Genomic DNA, 17,413 nt, shown 5'->3' with positions numbered 1-17,413 from the left:
GCTTTATCCCTGAATACAATCAAACACTCAATCATATTGGTTATCTATGGATGATTTAACCCTACGTTACTACGACGCTGAAATGCGCTATCTGCTGGAAGCCGGCGAAGAATTTGCCCGTGCTCACCCCGAGCAGGCAGCAATGCTCAATCTCGATAAAGCGGGCGCGCGCGACCCGTACGTGGAGCGCCTGTTCGAGGGCTTTGCCTTCCTGATGGGCCGCCTGCGCGAGAAGCTTGACGACGACCTGCCGGAACTGACCGAAGGGCTGGTCAGCCTGTTGTGGCCGCATTACCTGCGCACCATTCCCTCGATGTCGGTGGTGGAGTTCACTCCTGTCTGGCGTGAGATGAAAGAACCGATGCGTATCGCCAGAGGTTTCGAGGTCAATTCGCGGCCGATCGGTGAAAAAGGCACGCGTTGTCGCTACACCACAACTAAAGAGATAACCCTTCAGCCACTGGCGTTGGATCATGCCCGCCTGTCGACTGATCCTGACGGGCGCTCTGTCATCAGCCTGCGCTTCAGTTGTAGCCATCTTGCTGACTGGAGCCGTGTCGATCTCAGCCAGATCCCGTTCTATTTCAACGCTGACGCGCCGCTGGCCTGCGCCATGCATGAAGCCTTTACCATGAATACTGCGTGCCTGTGGCTGCGCATGCCAGGTGAAGTAGACAGAAGGCCGATGGACGGGTATTTCACCGCACTGGGGTTTGGTGATGATGACAGGCTGTGGCCGAAGGGGGACAGCAGTTTCAGCGGTTACCAGTTGCTGCTGGAGTACTTCACCTTCCGCGAGAAATTTATGTTCATGGGGCTGCGCGGGCTGGACGCCGTGATCTTTCCTTCTGAGCTTTCTTGGTTTGAAATCGACGTGGTGCTGGCGGAACGCTGGGAGCATGACTTCAGCTTTACCGAAAAGCACCTGCGCCTGAATTGCGTGCCGGTCATTAACCTGTTCCCGCTGGAATCCGATCCGCTGACGCTCAATTCTCTGCAAACCGAATACATGCTGCGCCCGATGCGCGTGCAGGATGGCCATACCGAGATATATACCGTGGATTCGGTGATGTCGTCGAGTCAGCATACCTACGTGCCGTTTTCGAGCTTCCGTCATAAGGGAGGAATGATGCGTCATGAAGCACCGGAATATTACTACCACACCCGCGTGCGCCGCGGTCCGTCCGGCCTGCATAACACCTGGCTCATTCTTGGCGGCGAAGCATTTGATAATCATACCGTCCCGGAAGACGAAAGCCTGTCGCTGACGCTCACCGGCACAAACGGTCAACTGCCACGACGTGCGCTGCAAAGCACCGTGCTTGATACGGTGATGAAAACCACTTCGGTCAGCATTGCCGTGCGCAACCTGTGCGCGCCGACGCTACCTTGTTACCCACCGGCGCAGGACCGTTTCCACTGGCGCGTGCTGAGTCACCTTGGCAGCGGATTTCTGTCGATGATGGATAATGCCGACGTGCTGCGCGGTACCCTGGCGCTGTATGAATGGACCGACAGCGAGATGAACCGTCGCCGCCTGGAAGCCATCATTGACGTGAAGCACAGTGAAACCGAACGCTTTGAGCAGGGCTATCTGGTGCGCGGCGTGCAGATTGAGGTGACCCTGGACAGCCATGGCTTTGCCGGGCGCGGTGACATCTGCCTGTTTGGCGAGATGCTGAGTCGTTTCTTTGCGCTCTACACCGACATTTATCTGTTTAACCGACTGATTATCATCCTGCAACCTACCGGAGAGCGCCTGGAATGGGAAGAGAAGCACAATCGCCGTATTCCCGGCTGAGCCCACGGCTGGAAGCCGACCTGCATCGTATGAACTTTTACCGTTTATGCCAGTTACTGGAGAAGCGTAACCCGGGCAGGCCGTTGATGGGCTCGACCAGTCACCCGGGGGATGATCCGGTACGCTTTGCCCCACATCCGGGGATGGGATTTCCGGCCAGTGAGATGAAAGCCGTGGAATATGATGAGGAGGATGACAGCCGGCCACCACTCATCCGCACGACCTTTATGGGAATGTACGGTGTCGACTCACCCTTGCCGACGGCGTATCTCGATGACATCGCTCAGCGTCGGGAAGGGCATGATGCACTACAGGGTTTTCTGGATATCTTCAGTCATCGCATTCTGACGCAGTTTTACCGTATCTGGCGTAAATACTCTTATCCGGCCACCTTTGAACCCGGTGGTACGGACAGCATCTCGCAGTCACTGCTGGGCCTGGTGGGGTTGGGTATTCCCGGCACAGCAGACCACATTGCCACACCGGTATCCCGTTTTCTGGCTTTGCTGGGTGTCCTACAGCAACCGGGCAAAACGCAGGAGGGGATGCAGGCGCTGGTGACTTTGCTGGCCCCGGAAACCACCGTTAAGGTTAGCCCGTACTGCCTGCGGCCGGTGGAAATTGGTCAGCCACTGGGCTTTTACGGTGATGACGATTTTCTGTTGGACGGCAACACACCACTGGGTGACGAAGCGATGGATGCGGGTAGCCAACTGCTGGTTGCGCTTAGGACGGATAATGAACAGGAGGCACAGGGCTGGAAGCCGGACGGTCTGCTGTATCAGGACTTTATGGTGATGATTCGTGTCTGGCTCGGTTGGCGTTTTAAGGCAAAACTCACCCTGACCACCCGGACCCGACTTCTTGCCGTTCCGCCGCTTGGTGAAGGCCCTTTCTGGCTCGGGATGAACGGCGTGCTGGGGGCTGATGAGGGGGAGTTTACAGACGATATCCCACCGACCTTTACGACGGAACTGGGCTATTACACCGGCCTGAAGCCGGCAATATCACAACAAGGAAACCGACGTGTTACGTACAAGTTCAATTAAACACGCGAGCTTGCTGCCTGCTCTGCTGGCATTCAGCCTGACGGGGTGCGGGGTGACGCAGGGCATCACTGATGGCACCAAATCGGCATTTAACTCCGTGTTCTACAAAAAAATTAAGATGCTGCACCTGGATTTCACGGCGCGTGAAGCGTTAAACACCGATTCCCGCGAAAATAACTCACTCTCCGAGCCGGTGGTAGTCCGCGTCTATCAACTGAAAGACCGTAAAATCTTCGATAAAACGGTTTACCAGCAACTCCTGAAAGATGGCGAAACCATCCTGAAAGCCGACCTGCTGGCGACCCGAGATGTGGTCGTAAAACCGGGTGGTGATACAAATCTTGATATGCCAATGGAAGAAGAAACGCAGTTTGTCGCGGTAGTCGGCCTGTTTCGTCACCCGGACCTGGACAACAATACCTGGAAGCAGGTTCTAAAACGTGAAGATCTCGATCCGGATAAGCCGCGCATTCTGGAGGCCGGGAATAACCACCTGACGTTACAGCCATTGAAGGATGACTGATGCCAAAGGGACATAATACGCCATCGCTGTATGAAATGCTGAGCGGCAATTTCTCAGGTGGCCTGAACCTCAACCAGGTCAGCGAACAGAATCAGGTGATTTTATCAGCACTCGATAACATGCAGCGCATCCTCAACTGCCGCGCTGGTACGCTGGCTCACCTGCCAGACTACGGCCTGCCGGATATGACAAAAATCCTCCAGGGGATGCCCGGAACCGCCCATCAGCTGATCACCACACTGTCGGCCGTGTTGCTGAAATATGAGCCGCGCCTGAATCGAATTAACGTGGTGATGCAGGAACAGATTCAGGCCGGTGAGCTTCGCTACGCCATTGATGCGGAGCTGAAGGGGGTGGGGCTGGTGCGCTACGGCACGGAATTTATGCCCGAGGGCAGGGTATTAATCCGTCATCTGAAACAACAGCAATACCTCGATGCACGAGCCGCCATCTAGTTATTACTCAGGTTAAAACAGTTATGACAATAAATTCTGAACGCCAACTTAAAACCGGCGGGGATCCGCGCACGCTTGCGGATTACGCTGCCTTGCGCGAAGAAATGAACAAGCTCACCCATCCGGCACGCCCGGATGTGAACTGGCAACACGCGGAAACGCTCTGTCTGTCACTGTTCGGGCATAACGGTGTGGAGCTACAAACGGCTGCCTGGTATACGCTCGCCCGTACGCATCTGGCCGGATTGTACGGTATGAATGAGGGGCTTGCGGTACTTGCTGCACTGGTAGCCCGCCAGTGGGGAAACCTCTGGCCACAGCCTGTCCATGCGCGAATCGAAATCCTCAGTGCACTCAGCAAGCGCCTGCAACAGGTAGTACGAACGCTATCGCTGACGTACGCTGACTTAGGGCAGCTGTATCAGTCTGAAGAGCATCTGAGCGCTTTGGGGGACGTCTTGCAGCGTATGGAACTCAAGCATGCTACTCAGCTTGATGCTCTGCGCACGATGATGCAGAACGCAGCAGTGCGTCTGGAAAACAGCGAAAATACGGACATGAGTCTGCACGGTGACGCATTGGGTGCTACGGAAATTCACCTCGTCGAACCGACTGAGCGTAGTAAATGGGTTTATGTGGTTGAGCCCGAGCCGGTGCTGAACGTTGGGGTGGTTAAAGAACCTCCGGTGTCGATGAAACCCTGGAAGCCATTTGCTGCAGGTATGTTGACCATGCTGGTGGCAGCCAGTGTCGTCGCAGGAGGATGGCAGATGTTGCATGCGCCAGATTCGGCACAAGCGCAGCTAGCCGCGGCTCTGGCTCCTCTACCTCAAGGGCTATCTACAGGGCAATTAGAGGCGCTGCAACAAACGTCACCGTCACCGGAACCGGGGATTGGCAAGACACAACAGCTGTTAGCGCAGCTTTTACAGTTGAAACCAGACTGGGCAGTGAGCTTCGGCGACCGTCTGGTGCAGCAGGCGCTGACGCTGTGGCCGGAAGAGGCCAAACCCCTGGCGCAACATTGGCAGAAACAGATGAGTATCGCTGCGCTAGCAGATTTAGATCTGAATGGCTGGCATCAGGGTATGGCGCAGTTGCAGCAGTTGACGAACAAGCTGAACGCACTGGATGAACAGAAGGGGAAGTACATGACGGTGAGTGAACTGAAATCAGACGTGTTTGCCATGTCGCAGTCATTTAGCCAAACCATACCGCTTGAGGAGCAGCTTCGTCTGCTTTCCACTCTACCTGCCGGGCAACCCCGGTCAGCAGCGCAGCAAAACAAGGTCGAACTACATCTTCAGCAGTTGATTGTTAGCTACGCCCTGCTGAAGCACAAAAAAGAACAATAAGACTGGCGAAAAACACGGAGTTAACATGTCAGTAAGAGAGCGTTTTTTTAAGAAAGTGCAGCAGAATAACGTAAATAAACCGATTCATATTAATACGGCTGAAGCCGAAGTCAGGGCTTTTTGTCAGCGGATGGATGATCTTGCACAGCAAATTATTGTTTGGTTTGAGGGTTCTGGTATTGAAGTCCTGTTATCCCAAAAGCATATCACCGATTTGAGTACGGTCGGCTACAGCCTCAGTAGCAGTATATGTCGTTATGTCATCACGACTGTCATTCTGCGAAATGGAGATCGCAGCGTCAGCATTATGCCAGAACAGATCATCAGGGGATCAGAGAAGGGGTGTATGACAATGTGCATTAATGCCCCCGGCAGTATATCGGGGGAGAGGATATACCATTTAAGCATGGCGCCTGAAACAGGCTGGTATATTCGTCGCGGACATCAAAGTGTGAAAGAGAATGTTCTCATGACGGAGGACTATTTTTTCCAGTCAGTCGACTGTCTGGCCTGAACGTAAGCCAGCCTGGTGGGAGGTCACGGTAACGTAGTTGATATATATTAACTACGTTAACTTATTAAGCATGACTAAACAATGTTGCCCTACGGTACTCCTTCTTAAATAGGTAAGCGCTAATATTTAAGGGGGGCGGTAACCAAACTACAAGCTGGATATTTACCGTATATCATGCTTTTTATCTGCCTTAAGCGAAACTGCTCAAATCAAACTGCAAAACAACAAACTAACGACGAACGTGAGGACAAAATACTGTGGCAATGCTATAAACCTTAGAGCCCACAAAAATATAAAGTCGTAGGAAAAACTATGCTAAGAAATATTAGTGTCAGAACCTTCATTGTCTATTTCCTTTTATGTGTGTTTTTGGTAAGTGATGGAGTTATAGCGCTATTTTCAGGGAGTTTTTCGCTTTTTATTGCAGTCATTATCGTACAATGTATCGCCTTAATTTTACTCTGGGCGTATATGACAAAATATCTTGTGACGCCGATCAATACTGTGAAAAAAAGTATTGAAGAAGTGACGTCAGGCAATCTCGGCGTGTCGATCCCTGAATTCGGCAACAACTGTGCGGGACGACTGATCCCGGGCATTAATAGTCTCTCCAGCAACATTGCAACGCTGGTCCGTGAGATCCGCGCCTCCTCGCAAACCGCGATGACCCTGTCAGATCAGCTTTCTTCACGCAGCGCGCAGCTTTCCGTTAAAACAGAACAGCAGTCAGCTTCGCTGGTGCAAACGGCAGCCAGCATGGAAGAGATGGCTGCAAGTACAAAAAATAATGCCGACAATACCCGTTTAGCCAGCGAACAGGCGAATATCGCGACGTTGCAGGCGCGTAAAGGCGGAGAGTTAATGGGGCAGGTCGCGAACAATATGCAATCAATTACCGACTGCGCCCAGCAAATGACAGAGATTATCTCGCTGATTGACGGTATCGCTTTTCAGACCAATATTCTGGCGCTTAACGCCGCCGTTGAAGCGGCAAGAGCGGGCGACCATGGAAAAGGATTTTCAGTGGTCGCTGGTGAGGTCAGAAGCCTGGCGCATCGTAGCGCCGAAGCGGCAAAAAATATTAAGTCATTGATTGAAGTCACCAGCCATAACGTGACGCAGGGCGTTAACGTAGTCTCTGAAGCTGAAAAAAACATGCACGACATCGTTACCGGCTCGGGCAACGTGAGCCGACTGATGGATGAAATTTCCGCCTCAACATCGGAACAAGAAAAAGGGATTTCACAAATCACGCTGGCATTGTCAGAGCTGGAACGCGTAACACAGAGCAATGTGTCGATGGTTGAAGAACTGAACGGTTCGTCAGATGTGTTGCGCAATCAGGTGATTGAACTTCAGACACGAACACGTAATTTCCGTCTGAAGAACGAGTACCAGGCTGATAATGCGTTAATAAGCCGCGAATGGGTGGTGAATTCCTGAGCATATTCAGGATGATGCCTCACATAATTATTGCTTAACCCTCGACGAAAGCTAGACTGACACCGAAAGAGATAAATCGGTGGAGGCGCTGTGGAGAGCATTAAAGGGTCTGAAGTTAACGTACCTGACGCGGTTTTTGCATGGGTACTTGATGGGCGCGGGGGCGCAAGGCCGCTTGAAGATCAGGATCACATCGACAACGAACACCCATGCTGGCTGCACCTCAACTACACGCACCCGGACAGCGCCGAGTGGCTCGCGTCCACGCCGCTATTGCCCAACAACGTTCGGGATGCGCTGGCGGGAGAAAGTCTCAGACCTCGCGTCAGCCGGATGGGTGAGGGGACGTTAATAACACTGCGTTGCATAAACGGCAGTACGGATGAGCGTCCGGATCAGCTGGTGGCAATGCGTGTCTATATGAATGAACGATTGATTGTTTCCACCCGTCAGCGAAAAGTGCTGGCGCTGGATGACGTCATTAACGATCTGAAAGAGGGCACGGGGCCTACGGATTGCGGAAGCTGGCTGGTGGATGTATGTGATGCGCTGACCGATCATGCCAGCGAGTTTATTGAAGAACTCCACGATAAAATCATCGATCTGGAAGACAACCTGCTCGATCAGCAAATTCCCCCACGTGGTTTTCTGGCGTTGTTGCGAAAACAGCTTATTGTTATGCGCCGCTATATGACCCCGCAGCGCGACGTCTATGCGAGACTGGCCAGCGAACGCATGAGCTGGATGAATGACGATCAGCGTCGCAGAATGCAGGATATTGCTGACCGGCTGGGACGTGGTCTGGACGAAATTGATTCGTGTATCGCCAGAACGGCGGTCATGGCGGATGAGATAGCACAGGTAATGCAGGAGTCATTAGCCAGGAGAACCTATACCATGTCGCTGATGGCGATGGTCTTTTTACCGAGTACGTTCTTAACCGGGTTGTTTGGCGTCAATCTTGGGGGGATCCCCGGCGGTGAATATCACTATGGCTTCACCACGTTTTGCGTCATGTTAGTGGTTTTGATTGGGGGTGTTGCATGGTGGTTGCATCGTAGTAAATGGCTGTAAATTTACGCATTTTCTAATGCTGCGACTGCTTCAAAACGACATTTTAATTGAGCGAAGTCAATAAACTTACACCATGTTAGGTGCAATATTACTCCCGCAGGTGAATGCAACGTCAAGCGATGGGCGTTGCGCTCCATATTGTCTTACTTCCTTTTTTTGAATTACTGCATAGCACAATTGATTCGTACGACGCCGACTTCATAGTCGGCTTTTTTTTGCCTCCTTTTTATCTGCGTCTACCCTTTAGGGGTAAGCACCCAAATCTGGAGGAAAAGATGAGTATGCTACTTGCCCTGCAACGCCTGAACACATGGCAGTCCGATCCGGTGCCCACCGATCCGACCCCAATTCCCGATCCCATCCCGCGTCCGCAGCCGATGCCGGATCCGCCACCGGACGAAGAACCGATTAAATTGTCGCATCGTTAGCGGAGATCTGCGAGGATACGCGCCATCTGACTGCAATCATTACCATGAGAGTATATTGTGACCGCTTTTTCCACGCTCAACGTTCTGCCTGAAGCCCAACTGACTAACCTGAATGAATTGGGTTACCTCACTATGACCCCTGTCCAGGCCGCCGCGCTGCCAGCTATCCTTGAAGGCCGGGACGTGCGCGTGCAGGCGAAAACCGGTAGTGGAAAAACGGCTGCATTTGGACTCGGCCTGTTGCAGCATATTGATGCAACCCTGTTTCAGACCCAGTCCCTGATACTCTGCCCGACGCGCGAGCTGGCCGACCAGGTCGCGGGTGAGCTGCGTCGTCTGGCGCGTTTTTTGCCTAACACTAAAATTTTAACGCTCTGCGGCGGACAACCGTTCGGTGCGCAGCGCGATTCCCTTCAACACGCGCCGCATATCATTGTGGCAACGCCGGGCCGTCTGCTCGATCACCTGCAAAAAGGCACCGTTTCACTCGATGCACTGCAAACGCTGGTGATGGATGAAGCTGACCGCATGCTGGATATGGGCTTCAGCGATGCGATTGACGAAGTGATTCGCTTTGCGCCAGCCACGCGTCAGACGCTGCTTTTTTCTGCCACCTGGCCAGAGGCGATTGCGGCGATCAGCGGGCGCGTGCAGAAGAACCCGCTGACCATTGAAATCGATACTGTCGATGCATTGCCAGCGATTGAGCAGCAGTTCTTCGAGACGTCGCAGCAGGGCAAAATTCCACTGCTGCAAAAATTGCTTAGCCAACACCAGCCAGCGTCCTGCGTGGTGTTCTGTAATACCAAAAAAGATTGTCAGGCGGTGTGCGATGCCCTGAATGATGCCGGACAGAGCGCATTATCGCTGCATGGCGATCTGGAGCAGCGCGATCGCGATCAGACGCTGGTGCGTTTCGCTAACGGCAGCGCTCGCGTGCTGGTTGCAACGGATGTAGCGGCTCGTGGCCTGGATATTAAATCGCTTGAACTGGTGGTGAATTTCGAACTGGCATGGGATCCGGAAGTGCATGTCCACCGCATCGGGCGTACCGCGCGTGCGGGTAACAGCGGTCTCGCGATCAGCTTCTGCGCGCCTGAAGAGGCGCAGCGCGCTAATATTCTTGCGGAAATGCTGCAACTGAAACTCAACTGGGTGAATGCCCCCGGTAATATCAGCATCGCTCCGCTGGCGGCGGAAATGGCCACCCTGTGCATCGACGGCGGAAAAAAAGCCAAAATGCGTCCCGGTGACGTTCTGGGGGCGTTAACAGGGGATATCGGTCTCGACGGGGCAGAAATTGGCAAGATCACGGTCCATCCTGCACATGTCTATGTAGCGGTTCGCCAGTCGGTTGCGCATAAGGCCTGGAAACAGTTGCAGGGCGGGAAGATTAAAGGGAAAACCTGCCGCGTTCGGCTGCTGAAGTAAGGGAAAAAAGCGTCTCAGAAGCACTGTCTGAGACGCAGTCAGGTTATTTCACTTCCACCACGTTCAGGCGCAGTTCATCGAATTGCGCATCCTCTTCCTCTGGCTGCCAGCCAGCAGGCTGCATCGGGATCTCTTCGCGGTCAAACGCCAGATCCCCGCCGTTCACCACCTCTGAACCGTGGTTAATCCCTTTGAAATCGAACAGTTCAACATCGGCGAGGTGCGAAGGCACCACGTTCTGCATGGCGCTGAACATGGTTTCAATGCGACCCGGATAGCGTTTATCCCAGTCACGCAGCATGTCGCCAATGACCTGACGTTGCAGGTTCGGCTGTGAACCGCACAGATTGCACGGAATGATAGGGAAGGCTTTGGCCTGAGAGAAACGCTCAATGTCTTTCTCGCGGCAGTAGGCGAGTGGGCGGATCACGATGTGTTTGCCGTCGTCACTCATCAGCTTCGGTGGCATTCCCTTCATTTTGCCGCCGTAAAACATATTCAAAAACAGCGTTTGCAGAATGTCGTCCCGGTGATGACCAAGCGCAATCTTGGTGGCGCCCAGTTCGGTTGCGGTGCGGTACAGAATGCCGCGACGCAAACGTGAGCAAAGCGAGCAGGTCGTTTTGCCCTCCGGGATCTTCTCTTTTACAATGCCGTAGGTATTCTCTTCTACGATTTTGTACTCAACGCCCAGGTTCTCAAGGTACTCCGGCAGGATATGCTCCGGGAATCCTGGCTGTTTTTGATCGAGGTTAACCGCGACCAGGGAAAAGTTCACCGGTGCGCTTTGCTGTAGATTGCGCAGGATCTCCAGCATGGTGTAGCTGTCTTTACCGCCCGACAGGCAGACCATGATGCGATCGCCTTCTTCAATCATGTTGAAGTCTGCAATGGCTTCGCCCACGTTACGGCGCAGTCGCTTTTGCAGTTTATTCAGGTTGTACTGTTCTTTCTTGTTAATCTCTTGATTTTGTTGCATCTATTCGTTACTCAGATCTCAAATGGGGCACAGGGTGAGAAAACGATTTCAAAGCGTCAGCTTCGTGTTCATCTCTTCTATCCATGTAGCATAGATTTCATACACCATCTGCGCATTTATGTGCCCCATCTGGTTAGCGATAAAAGACGGGTTTGCGGCTACCGGTAAAAACCAGCATGCGAAAGTGTGTCGTGTATGGTACGGATTGCAGCGCCGAATGCCAGCACGATTTACAAATGAGCCCCTCAAAGAAGTTTGGTTAAGACTAACGGGTTGTCTACACTTACAGCTTACGCAGTAAAAACGGAGGTGAAAATGACTGACCGACCCGTTAATGGTGACCATCCTGATTATAATCCCAGCCCGGATAACCCGGAAAAGGATGGAAGAAAACCGAAAGATGATCCTGGCTCAGCGCCTGAATCAGGCGATAAAGATCCAGAGTAATGACCAGCCGCCTTTACGAAGGCGGTTTTAAAACCCATTACGGCCTCGCTATGCGCAACGCTATTCACGATATTCCGATACCCGCTCAGAACCCCCTGTTTTGCCGGACGAGAAGGTGAGATAAAGCACCGACCTCTTCCCCGCGTTCCAGCACGTTTTACAGTTCTCCTGCTACGCTTTTGAGGGGGACAAGGGAGCGCTTTTATGAAAAATAAAGACGAACAGACAGGATTAGTTGGGCTGGCGATTGGTGCCGCCGTTATCGGGCTGGTTTCAGCGCAGAAGATCATCAACCGTGAAAGTATTGTCGATGAGCTGGTGAGGCTCGGCAGGCAGAAGGGGGATGGTGTCGAAGATGAGGTCTTTTTAAAAGCGGCTGAGTTAGTGAGAAAAGGGGTATAAGCGATGGCTGAAATTCGTCATGCACAGTGTCATTGTGGGGCGGTGAAATTTACTGTTGAGCTGACGGACGGCCTGAATACCGCACGGCGATGTAGCTGCTCGTTTTGCAGGATGCGCGGGGCAGTAGTGGTTTCCGCGCCGTTGACGGGTATTAAGGTGACGCAGGGCGCGGACACGCTCACAGAGTACCGTTTCAACACCGGCACGGCGCGCCATTTCTTCTGCTCGGTTTGCGGTATTTATACGTTCCATCAACGACGTTCCAATCCCAATGAATATGGTGTGAATGTCGCCTGTCTGGAGAATGTTACGCCATTCGACTTCCCGGAAGTGGCGGTAATGGATGGAGTAAATCACCCAATGGATGGCGACAGCGGGGTAATTGGCTATCTCTCTTTTCGTAAAGAGCAGGCGAAACAGAGATAAAAAATTAGCCCGCAGATCGCTGCGGGCTAACGGGATTAGAACTGGTAAACCAGACCTAACGCTACGATGTCATCCGTACCGATGCCATTGTTTTTGTAGAATGAATCATCTTCATCCAGCAGGTTGATTTTATAATCAACATAGGTGGACATGTTTTTGTTGAAATAGTAGGTAGCACCGACGTCAGCGTATTTCACCAGGTCTTTATCGTCCTGACCATTGCCCAGATCTTTACCTTTGGACTGTAAATAGGAAACAGCCGGGCGCAGACCGAAATCGAACTGATATTGTGCGGTCACTTCAAAGTTCTGGGTTTTATTTGCAACCGCATCTGCATTGTCGCCGTACGGCGTCATATTACGGGTTTCGGAATACATTGCAGCCAGGTAAATGTTGTTGGCATCGTATTTGAGGCCTGCGGTCCATGCATCCGCAGTATCGCCGCCCGCAGTAGTGTAATTTACCTGATCGTTAGTACGGTCAGATGAAGCATATGCCGCGCCTGCGCTGAAGCCCATGCCGAAATCGTAGGTTGCGGAGATACCGTAACCGTCACCATTTTCATGACGTGTATCACGACCGTTGTTGGTCCCTTCATTAGTAGAGCAGAAATTCTCATCGCAGTTATTACCTTCATTATTACCCTGATACTGCACCGCGAAGTTCAGACCCTGCACCAGACCAAAGAAGTCGGTGTTACGGTAGGTCGCCACGCCGTTTGCACGACCGGTCATAAAGTTATCGGCATAAGTATAAGAGTCGCCACCAAATTCTGGCAGCATATCGGTCCAGCCTTCTACGTCGTACAGGACGCCATAGTTACGGCCGTAATCGAAGGATCCGTAGTCGCCTACCTTCACACCCGCGAAGGCCAGACGCGTCCAGGACTGATTGTCAGAGCCTTCGGTGTTGTTTGCCTGAATGTTGTATTCCCACTGCGCGTAACCGGTCATCATGTCGTTGATTTGGGTTTCACCTTTGAAACCCAGACGCATATAGGTTTGGTCGCCATCTTTTGACGCGTCGTCAGAGAAATAATGCAGACCATCTACTTTGCCATACAGATCCAGTTTATTGCCGTCTTTATTATAAATTTCAGCTGCGTGAGCGGCTCCAGCCATTAACAAAGCGGGGATCATCAGTGCCAGTACTTTTCTTTGCATTTTGATTATTCCTTTGCAGTTATTTTTTATTGCTTAGTGAACTTTCCGGGCTGGAAAGCTGTCCCATGCTAAATCACACTGAGGGCTGATGAATAAAATATAATTGTTACGGGTTGAGTAAAATCTAAAGCAAATGATGCGTTTGAAATAACAATTGATGCCGTGAATTAATCGTTATAATCGATACAAAATAAAAATTATTAATTAAGTGGTAAAGCAGGTATTCTCCATGGCGTTATATGCCTTTAAGATTTTTTCATCCATAATTCACGTGAATATTGTTCAGAACATTGAGGCAATTTTCACCGAACTTCTGGATTAGCCCGGTGCACGTGCATCGGGCTTTTTTATGGCAAAAAAATGCCCGGACAAGCCGGGCATAATGGTTATTCGCTGGTTGATTTTTCTGCTTTCCCCGCCAGCTGAGCAAGGAAGTCATAACGCTTCTGAAGATCCGCTGCCGCGTCCCTCCATAGCTGCTCTGCTACTTCTGGTTGTTGGGCGTTCAGCCTGCGGAAACGCTGCTCCTGAAGTAAGGTTTCGGCAAGGGCGTCTGAAGGCGGACGTGAATCCAGCGCCAGCGGTAATTTTCCTTCATCGGCACGGCGCGGGTCAAAGCGGTACAGCGGCCAGAAGCCGGTTGCGGTAAGCTGACGCATCTGGTCGTGGCTAAGCGCCAGATCGTAGCCATGCTCCTCACACGGGCTATAGGCGATGATCAGCGACGGGCCAGGATACGCTTCCGCTTCCTGAATGGCTTTCACCGTCTGGTTAAGCTGCGCGCCCAGCGAAATCTGCGCGACGTAGACGTGTCCATACATCATCATGCTGACGCCCAAATCTTTACGCGCCTTTCGTTTGCCATGCTCACCAAATTTCGTGACCGCACCCAGTGGCGTTGCTTTCGAGGCCTGTCCGCCGGTGTTGGAATAACACTGAGTATCAAGCACCAGAATGTTAACGTTTTCGGTGAGGCTCAGGACGTGATCAAGACCACCGAAACCAATATCGTAGGCCCATCCGTCGCCACCGATCAGCCAGATAGATTTTTCAACCAGCGCGTCAGCATCGGTCAGCAGTTGTTCAGCCCCTTCAACACCCTGAAGCGCGTGGCGCAGTTCAGCAACCTGTGCGCGACGAACGTCAGGCGTGGCCTCCGCATGCAGGGCGTCATTCAGCTCTGCCGGGATTTTATCGGCAAACTGTTCCAGCAGACGCATTACGCGGGCGCGGTGCTGATCGACCGTCAGGCGGAATCCCAGACCAAATTCTGCGTTATCCTCAAATAACGAGTTTGCCCAAGCCGGGCCGCGGCCATACGCGTCGGTGGTATAAGGCGTGGACGGCAAGTTCCCCCCATAGATTGACGAGCAGCCCGTCGCGTTGGCAATCAGCATCCGGTCGCCGTAAAGCTGGGTAAGCAGTTTGATGTACGGCGTTTCACCGCATCCGGAACACGCCCCGGAGTACTCGAAGAGGGGGGTGATGAGCTGCGAGGTACGAATGTCAATACGTTCCAGCTTGTTGCGATCGATTTCGGGCAGGTCGAGGAAGAAGTCATAATTCACTTTCTCTTCTTCAACATGTTCCAGACGCGACATCATATTAATGGCTTTGATTGAGGGATCCTGACGATCTTTCGCCGGGCACACCTCGACGCACAGGTTACAGCCGGTACAGTCCTCTGGTGCCACCTGAAGAACATATTTCTGGCCACGCATATCACGGGATTTTACATCCAGCGAGTGCAGACTTTCCGGTGCGTCCGCCATCGCTTCTGGCGACACCACTTTGGCGCGAATGGCCGAGTGCGGGCAGGCCGCCACGCAGTGGTTGCACTGGGTGCACAGCTCTTCTTTCCAGATAGGGATCGCTTCGGCAATGTTGCGTTTTTCCCAGCGGGTCGTGCCCATCGGCCAGGTGCCATCAGGCGGAAGCGCAGAGACGGGAAGAGTGTCGCCCAACCCGGCAAGCATCGCCGCCGTAACGGTTTTGACGAAATCCGGGGCAGCGTCAGACACCACTGGCGGCCGGTTCGGGCTGCTGGTATTGACTGGCTGCAACGGCACCTCGAACAGCGACTCGCGGGCCAGCGCCAGCGCCTGCCAGTTGCGCTCAACCAGCTCCTGACCTTTGCTGCTGTAGCTTTTGGCTATCGCCCCCTGTAGCTCCATCAGCGCGCTGTCGCCCGGCAGAATATTGGTCAGGTGGAAGAACGCCATCTGCATAACCGTATTGATGCGCGCCGCCAGGCCGCATTCGCGGGCGATCTTCGCGGCGTTAATGACATACAGGCGCGCCTGTTTTTGGTTAAGCACTGCCTGCACTTCCTGAGGCAGGCGTGCCCAGACCTCATCGGCGCTGTAAGGGGTGTTGATCAGGAAAATACCGCCGGGCTTCAGGCGCTCGGCCATCTGATATTTATCAATGAACTGGAGCTGGTGACAGCCAACAAAATCCGCCTGAGAAATCAGGTATGCCGAGCGGATCGGGTGTTCGCTGACGCGCAGGTGGGAAACGGTCAGTCCGCCCGCTTTTTTGGAGTCGTAGACGAAATATCCTTGCGCATACCACGGCGTAGAGTTGCCGATAATTTTAATGTTGTTCTTGGTCGCCGAGACGCTGCCGTCGCTGCCCAGACCGTAGAACAGCGCTTCCAGTTTCGCATTCGAGGGCAGGGTGTTTTCCGGCAAGGGGAGAGAAAGGTTAGTCACGTCATCATAAATGCCGACCGTAAAGCGCGGCTTCGGTTTTGTCTCGCGCAGTTCAGCAAATACGGCCAGGACGCACTCCGGCCCGAACTCTTTGGAAGACAAACCATACCGCCCGCCAATGACGCGCGGCAGCGTTTCGCGCTCACCGTGATTAAATGCCTCAGCCAGAGCGGTCATTACATCAAGGTAAAGGGGTTCAGCCTGCGCGCCAGGCTCTTTGGTGCGGTCAAGTACCGCCACGGCACGCGCGCTTTCCGGCAGGGCTGCGAGCAGATGTTTCGCAGAGAATGGACGGTAGAGGCGAACTTTGAGCACGCCAACTTTCTCTCCACGCGTCAATAGCTCATCAACCACCTCTTCACAGGTGCCGATGGCAGAGCCCATCAGGACGATCACGCGCTCGGCCTGCGGATGACCGTAATATTCAAACGGCTTATATTCGCGGCCCGTCGCAGCGGCAAAATCGTCCATCGCCTGTTCAACGTGCGCATACACCGCGTTGTACCACGGGTTCGTCGCCTCGCGGGACTGGAAATAGGTATCCGGGTTCGCAGAGGTACCCCGGATCACCGGATGTTCCGGATTGAGCGCGCGAGCGCGATGCGCATCGATGTCCGCCTGCGGCAGCAGGTTCAGTATGGTGTCATCCGGCAGTGGAACGATTTTATTGATCTCGTGGGACGTACGGAAACCATCGAAGAAATGAATAAATGGCACACGGCTTTTCAGCGTGGCGATATGCGAAATCAGCGCGAAATCCTGTGCTTCCTGCACGCTGCTGGCGCAGAGCATAGCGCAGCCGGTCTGACGCACGGCCATCACGTCTGAGTGGTCGCCAAAAATAGAGAGCGCGTGTGTGGCTACAGTACGTGCGGCGACGTGCAGGACAAACGGCGTTAATTGTCCTGCCAGCTTGTAAAGCGTGGGGATCATCAACAGCAGCCCCTGAGACGAGGTGAACGAGGTCGACAGGGCACCGGTCTGCAACGCACCATGCACGGTGGCAATGGCGCCGGCTTCGGACTGCATCTCAACAACCCGCGGGACATCGCCCCAGACGTTTTTTACCCCATTACCAGCCCAGGCGTCAGCCTGTTCAGCCATCGTGGAGCTTGGGGTGATGGGGTAGATGGCGATAACTTCGCTGGTGCGAAACGCAACAGACGCGACTGCACCATTGCCGTCAATAGTTTGCATAGGACAACACCC

Annotated in this window: 16 protein-coding genes and 1 pseudogene; 13 read left to right on the top strand and 4 right to left on the bottom strand. The window is 53.2% G+C overall.

Annotated features, from left to right (window positions below; all coding sequences use genetic code 11):
- The first annotated feature begins 46 nt into the window (after positions 1-46).
- The 10 genes from tssF (at position 47) to dbpA (ending at position 10,073) form a co-directional block, all read left to right on the top strand.
- Positions 47-1,801: a type VI secretion system baseplate subunit TssF gene (tssF, locus tag BFV65_RS10970; RefSeq protein ID WP_069596619.1), complete on the top strand. Its 1,755-nt coding sequence runs from the start codon at positions 47-49 to the stop codon at positions 1,799-1,801.
- A complete protein-coding gene (gene tssG, locus BFV65_RS10965) occupies positions 1,765-2,850 on the top strand; it encodes a type VI secretion system baseplate subunit TssG (protein ID WP_058646473.1) in 1,086 nt (361 codons plus the stop codon). The genes tssF and tssG overlap by 37 nt, the downstream gene beginning before the upstream one ends.
- Positions 2,828-3,373 carry a type VI secretion system lipoprotein TssJ gene (tssJ, locus tag BFV65_RS10960; RefSeq protein WP_032624166.1) on the top strand — a complete coding sequence of 182 codons (546 nt, stop codon included), beginning with the start codon at positions 2,828-2,830 and terminating at the stop codon, positions 3,371-3,373. The genes tssG and tssJ overlap by 23 nt, the downstream gene beginning before the upstream one ends.
- Positions 3,373-3,828, top strand: coding sequence for a type VI secretion system baseplate subunit TssE (tssE, locus tag BFV65_RS10955; protein ID WP_069596618.1), 456 nt, complete (start codon positions 3,373-3,375; stop codon positions 3,826-3,828). The genes tssJ and tssE overlap by 1 nt, the downstream gene beginning before the upstream one ends.
- 23 nt (positions 3,829-3,851) lie before the next feature.
- Positions 3,852-5,183, top strand: a complete 1,332-nt coding sequence (locus tag BFV65_RS10950) for a VasL domain-containing protein (RefSeq protein ID WP_069596617.1) — start codon at positions 3,852-3,854, stop codon at positions 5,181-5,183.
- A gap of 25 nt (positions 5,184-5,208) precedes the next feature.
- Entirely contained in the window at positions 5,209-5,697 is a 489-nt protein-coding gene (locus BFV65_RS10945) for a hypothetical protein (protein WP_045308187.1), read from the top strand.
- Between the two features lie 312 nt (positions 5,698-6,009).
- Positions 6,010-7,140, top strand: coding sequence for a methyl-accepting chemotaxis protein (locus BFV65_RS10940; protein WP_022648264.1), 1,131 nt, complete (start codon positions 6,010-6,012; stop codon positions 7,138-7,140).
- A 90-nt stretch (positions 7,141-7,230) separates the two neighbouring features.
- The gene (zntB, locus tag BFV65_RS10935) at positions 7,231-8,214 is read left to right on the top strand and encodes a zinc transporter ZntB (protein WP_032624170.1); all 984 of its coding nucleotides are present in this window, start codon (positions 7,231-7,233) and stop codon (positions 8,212-8,214) included.
- A gap of 275 nt (positions 8,215-8,489) precedes the next feature.
- Entirely contained in the window at positions 8,490-8,642 is a 153-nt protein-coding gene (gene ynaL, locus BFV65_RS23105) for a proline-rich small protein YnaL (protein WP_154815129.1), read from the top strand.
- A gap of 57 nt (positions 8,643-8,699) precedes the next feature.
- Positions 8,700-10,073, top strand: a complete 1,374-nt coding sequence (dbpA, locus tag BFV65_RS10930) for an ATP-dependent RNA helicase DbpA (protein WP_069596616.1) — start codon at positions 8,700-8,702, stop codon at positions 10,071-10,073.
- 43 nt (positions 10,074-10,116) lie between these two features.
- Here the strand turns inward: dbpA and ttcA are convergent, their stop codons facing one another.
- Together ttcA and BFV65_RS23385 are read right to left on the bottom strand one after the other, a co-directional pair.
- Positions 10,117-11,052 carry a tRNA 2-thiocytidine(32) synthetase TtcA gene (gene ttcA / locus BFV65_RS10925; protein ID WP_001186974.1) on the bottom strand — a complete coding sequence of 312 codons (936 nt, stop codon included), beginning with the start codon at positions 11,050-11,052 and terminating at the stop codon, positions 10,117-10,119.
- 48 nt (positions 11,053-11,100) lie between these two features.
- Positions 11,101-11,286, bottom strand: a pseudogene (locus BFV65_RS23385) (site-specific integrase); the annotation flags it as partial.
- A gap of 81 nt (positions 11,287-11,367) precedes the next feature.
- Between BFV65_RS23385 and BFV65_RS23490 the strand changes: the two are divergent.
- The 3 genes from BFV65_RS23490 (at position 11,368) to BFV65_RS10915 (ending at position 12,327) form a co-directional block, all read left to right on the top strand.
- Positions 11,368-11,499, top strand: coding sequence for a hypothetical protein (locus tag BFV65_RS23490; RefSeq protein ID WP_255409922.1), 132 nt, complete (start codon positions 11,368-11,370; stop codon positions 11,497-11,499).
- A 204-nt stretch (positions 11,500-11,703) separates the two neighbouring features.
- A complete protein-coding gene (locus BFV65_RS10920) occupies positions 11,704-11,901 on the top strand; it encodes a hypothetical protein (protein ID WP_022648260.1) in 198 nt (65 codons plus the stop codon).
- A 3-nt stretch (positions 11,902-11,904) separates the two neighbouring features.
- A complete protein-coding gene (locus BFV65_RS10915; RefSeq protein ID WP_045308183.1) occupies positions 11,905-12,327 on the top strand; it encodes a GFA family protein in 423 nt (140 codons plus the stop codon).
- 35 nt (positions 12,328-12,362) lie between these two features.
- On the opposite strand, the gene ompC is transcribed toward BFV65_RS10915, so the two are convergent.
- A complete protein-coding gene (gene ompC / locus BFV65_RS10910; RefSeq protein ID WP_022648258.1) occupies positions 12,363-13,490 on the bottom strand; it encodes a porin OmpC in 1,128 nt (375 codons plus the stop codon).
- Between the two features lie 386 nt (positions 13,491-13,876).
- Positions 13,877-17,401 carry a pyruvate:ferredoxin (flavodoxin) oxidoreductase gene (gene nifJ, locus BFV65_RS10905; protein ID WP_069596615.1) on the bottom strand — a complete coding sequence of 1,175 codons (3,525 nt, stop codon included), beginning with the start codon at positions 17,399-17,401 and terminating at the stop codon, positions 13,877-13,879.
- Between the last annotated feature and the right edge of the window lie 12 nt (positions 17,402-17,413).

Source organism: Enterobacter hormaechei subsp. hoffmannii (assembly GCF_001729745.1).
GTDB classification, from domain to species: domain Bacteria; phylum Pseudomonadota; class Gammaproteobacteria; order Enterobacterales; family Enterobacteriaceae; genus Enterobacter; species Enterobacter intestinihominis.
Note: the sequence above shows the minus strand (reverse complement) of the source record. Positions and strands in the feature narration are given on the sequence as shown.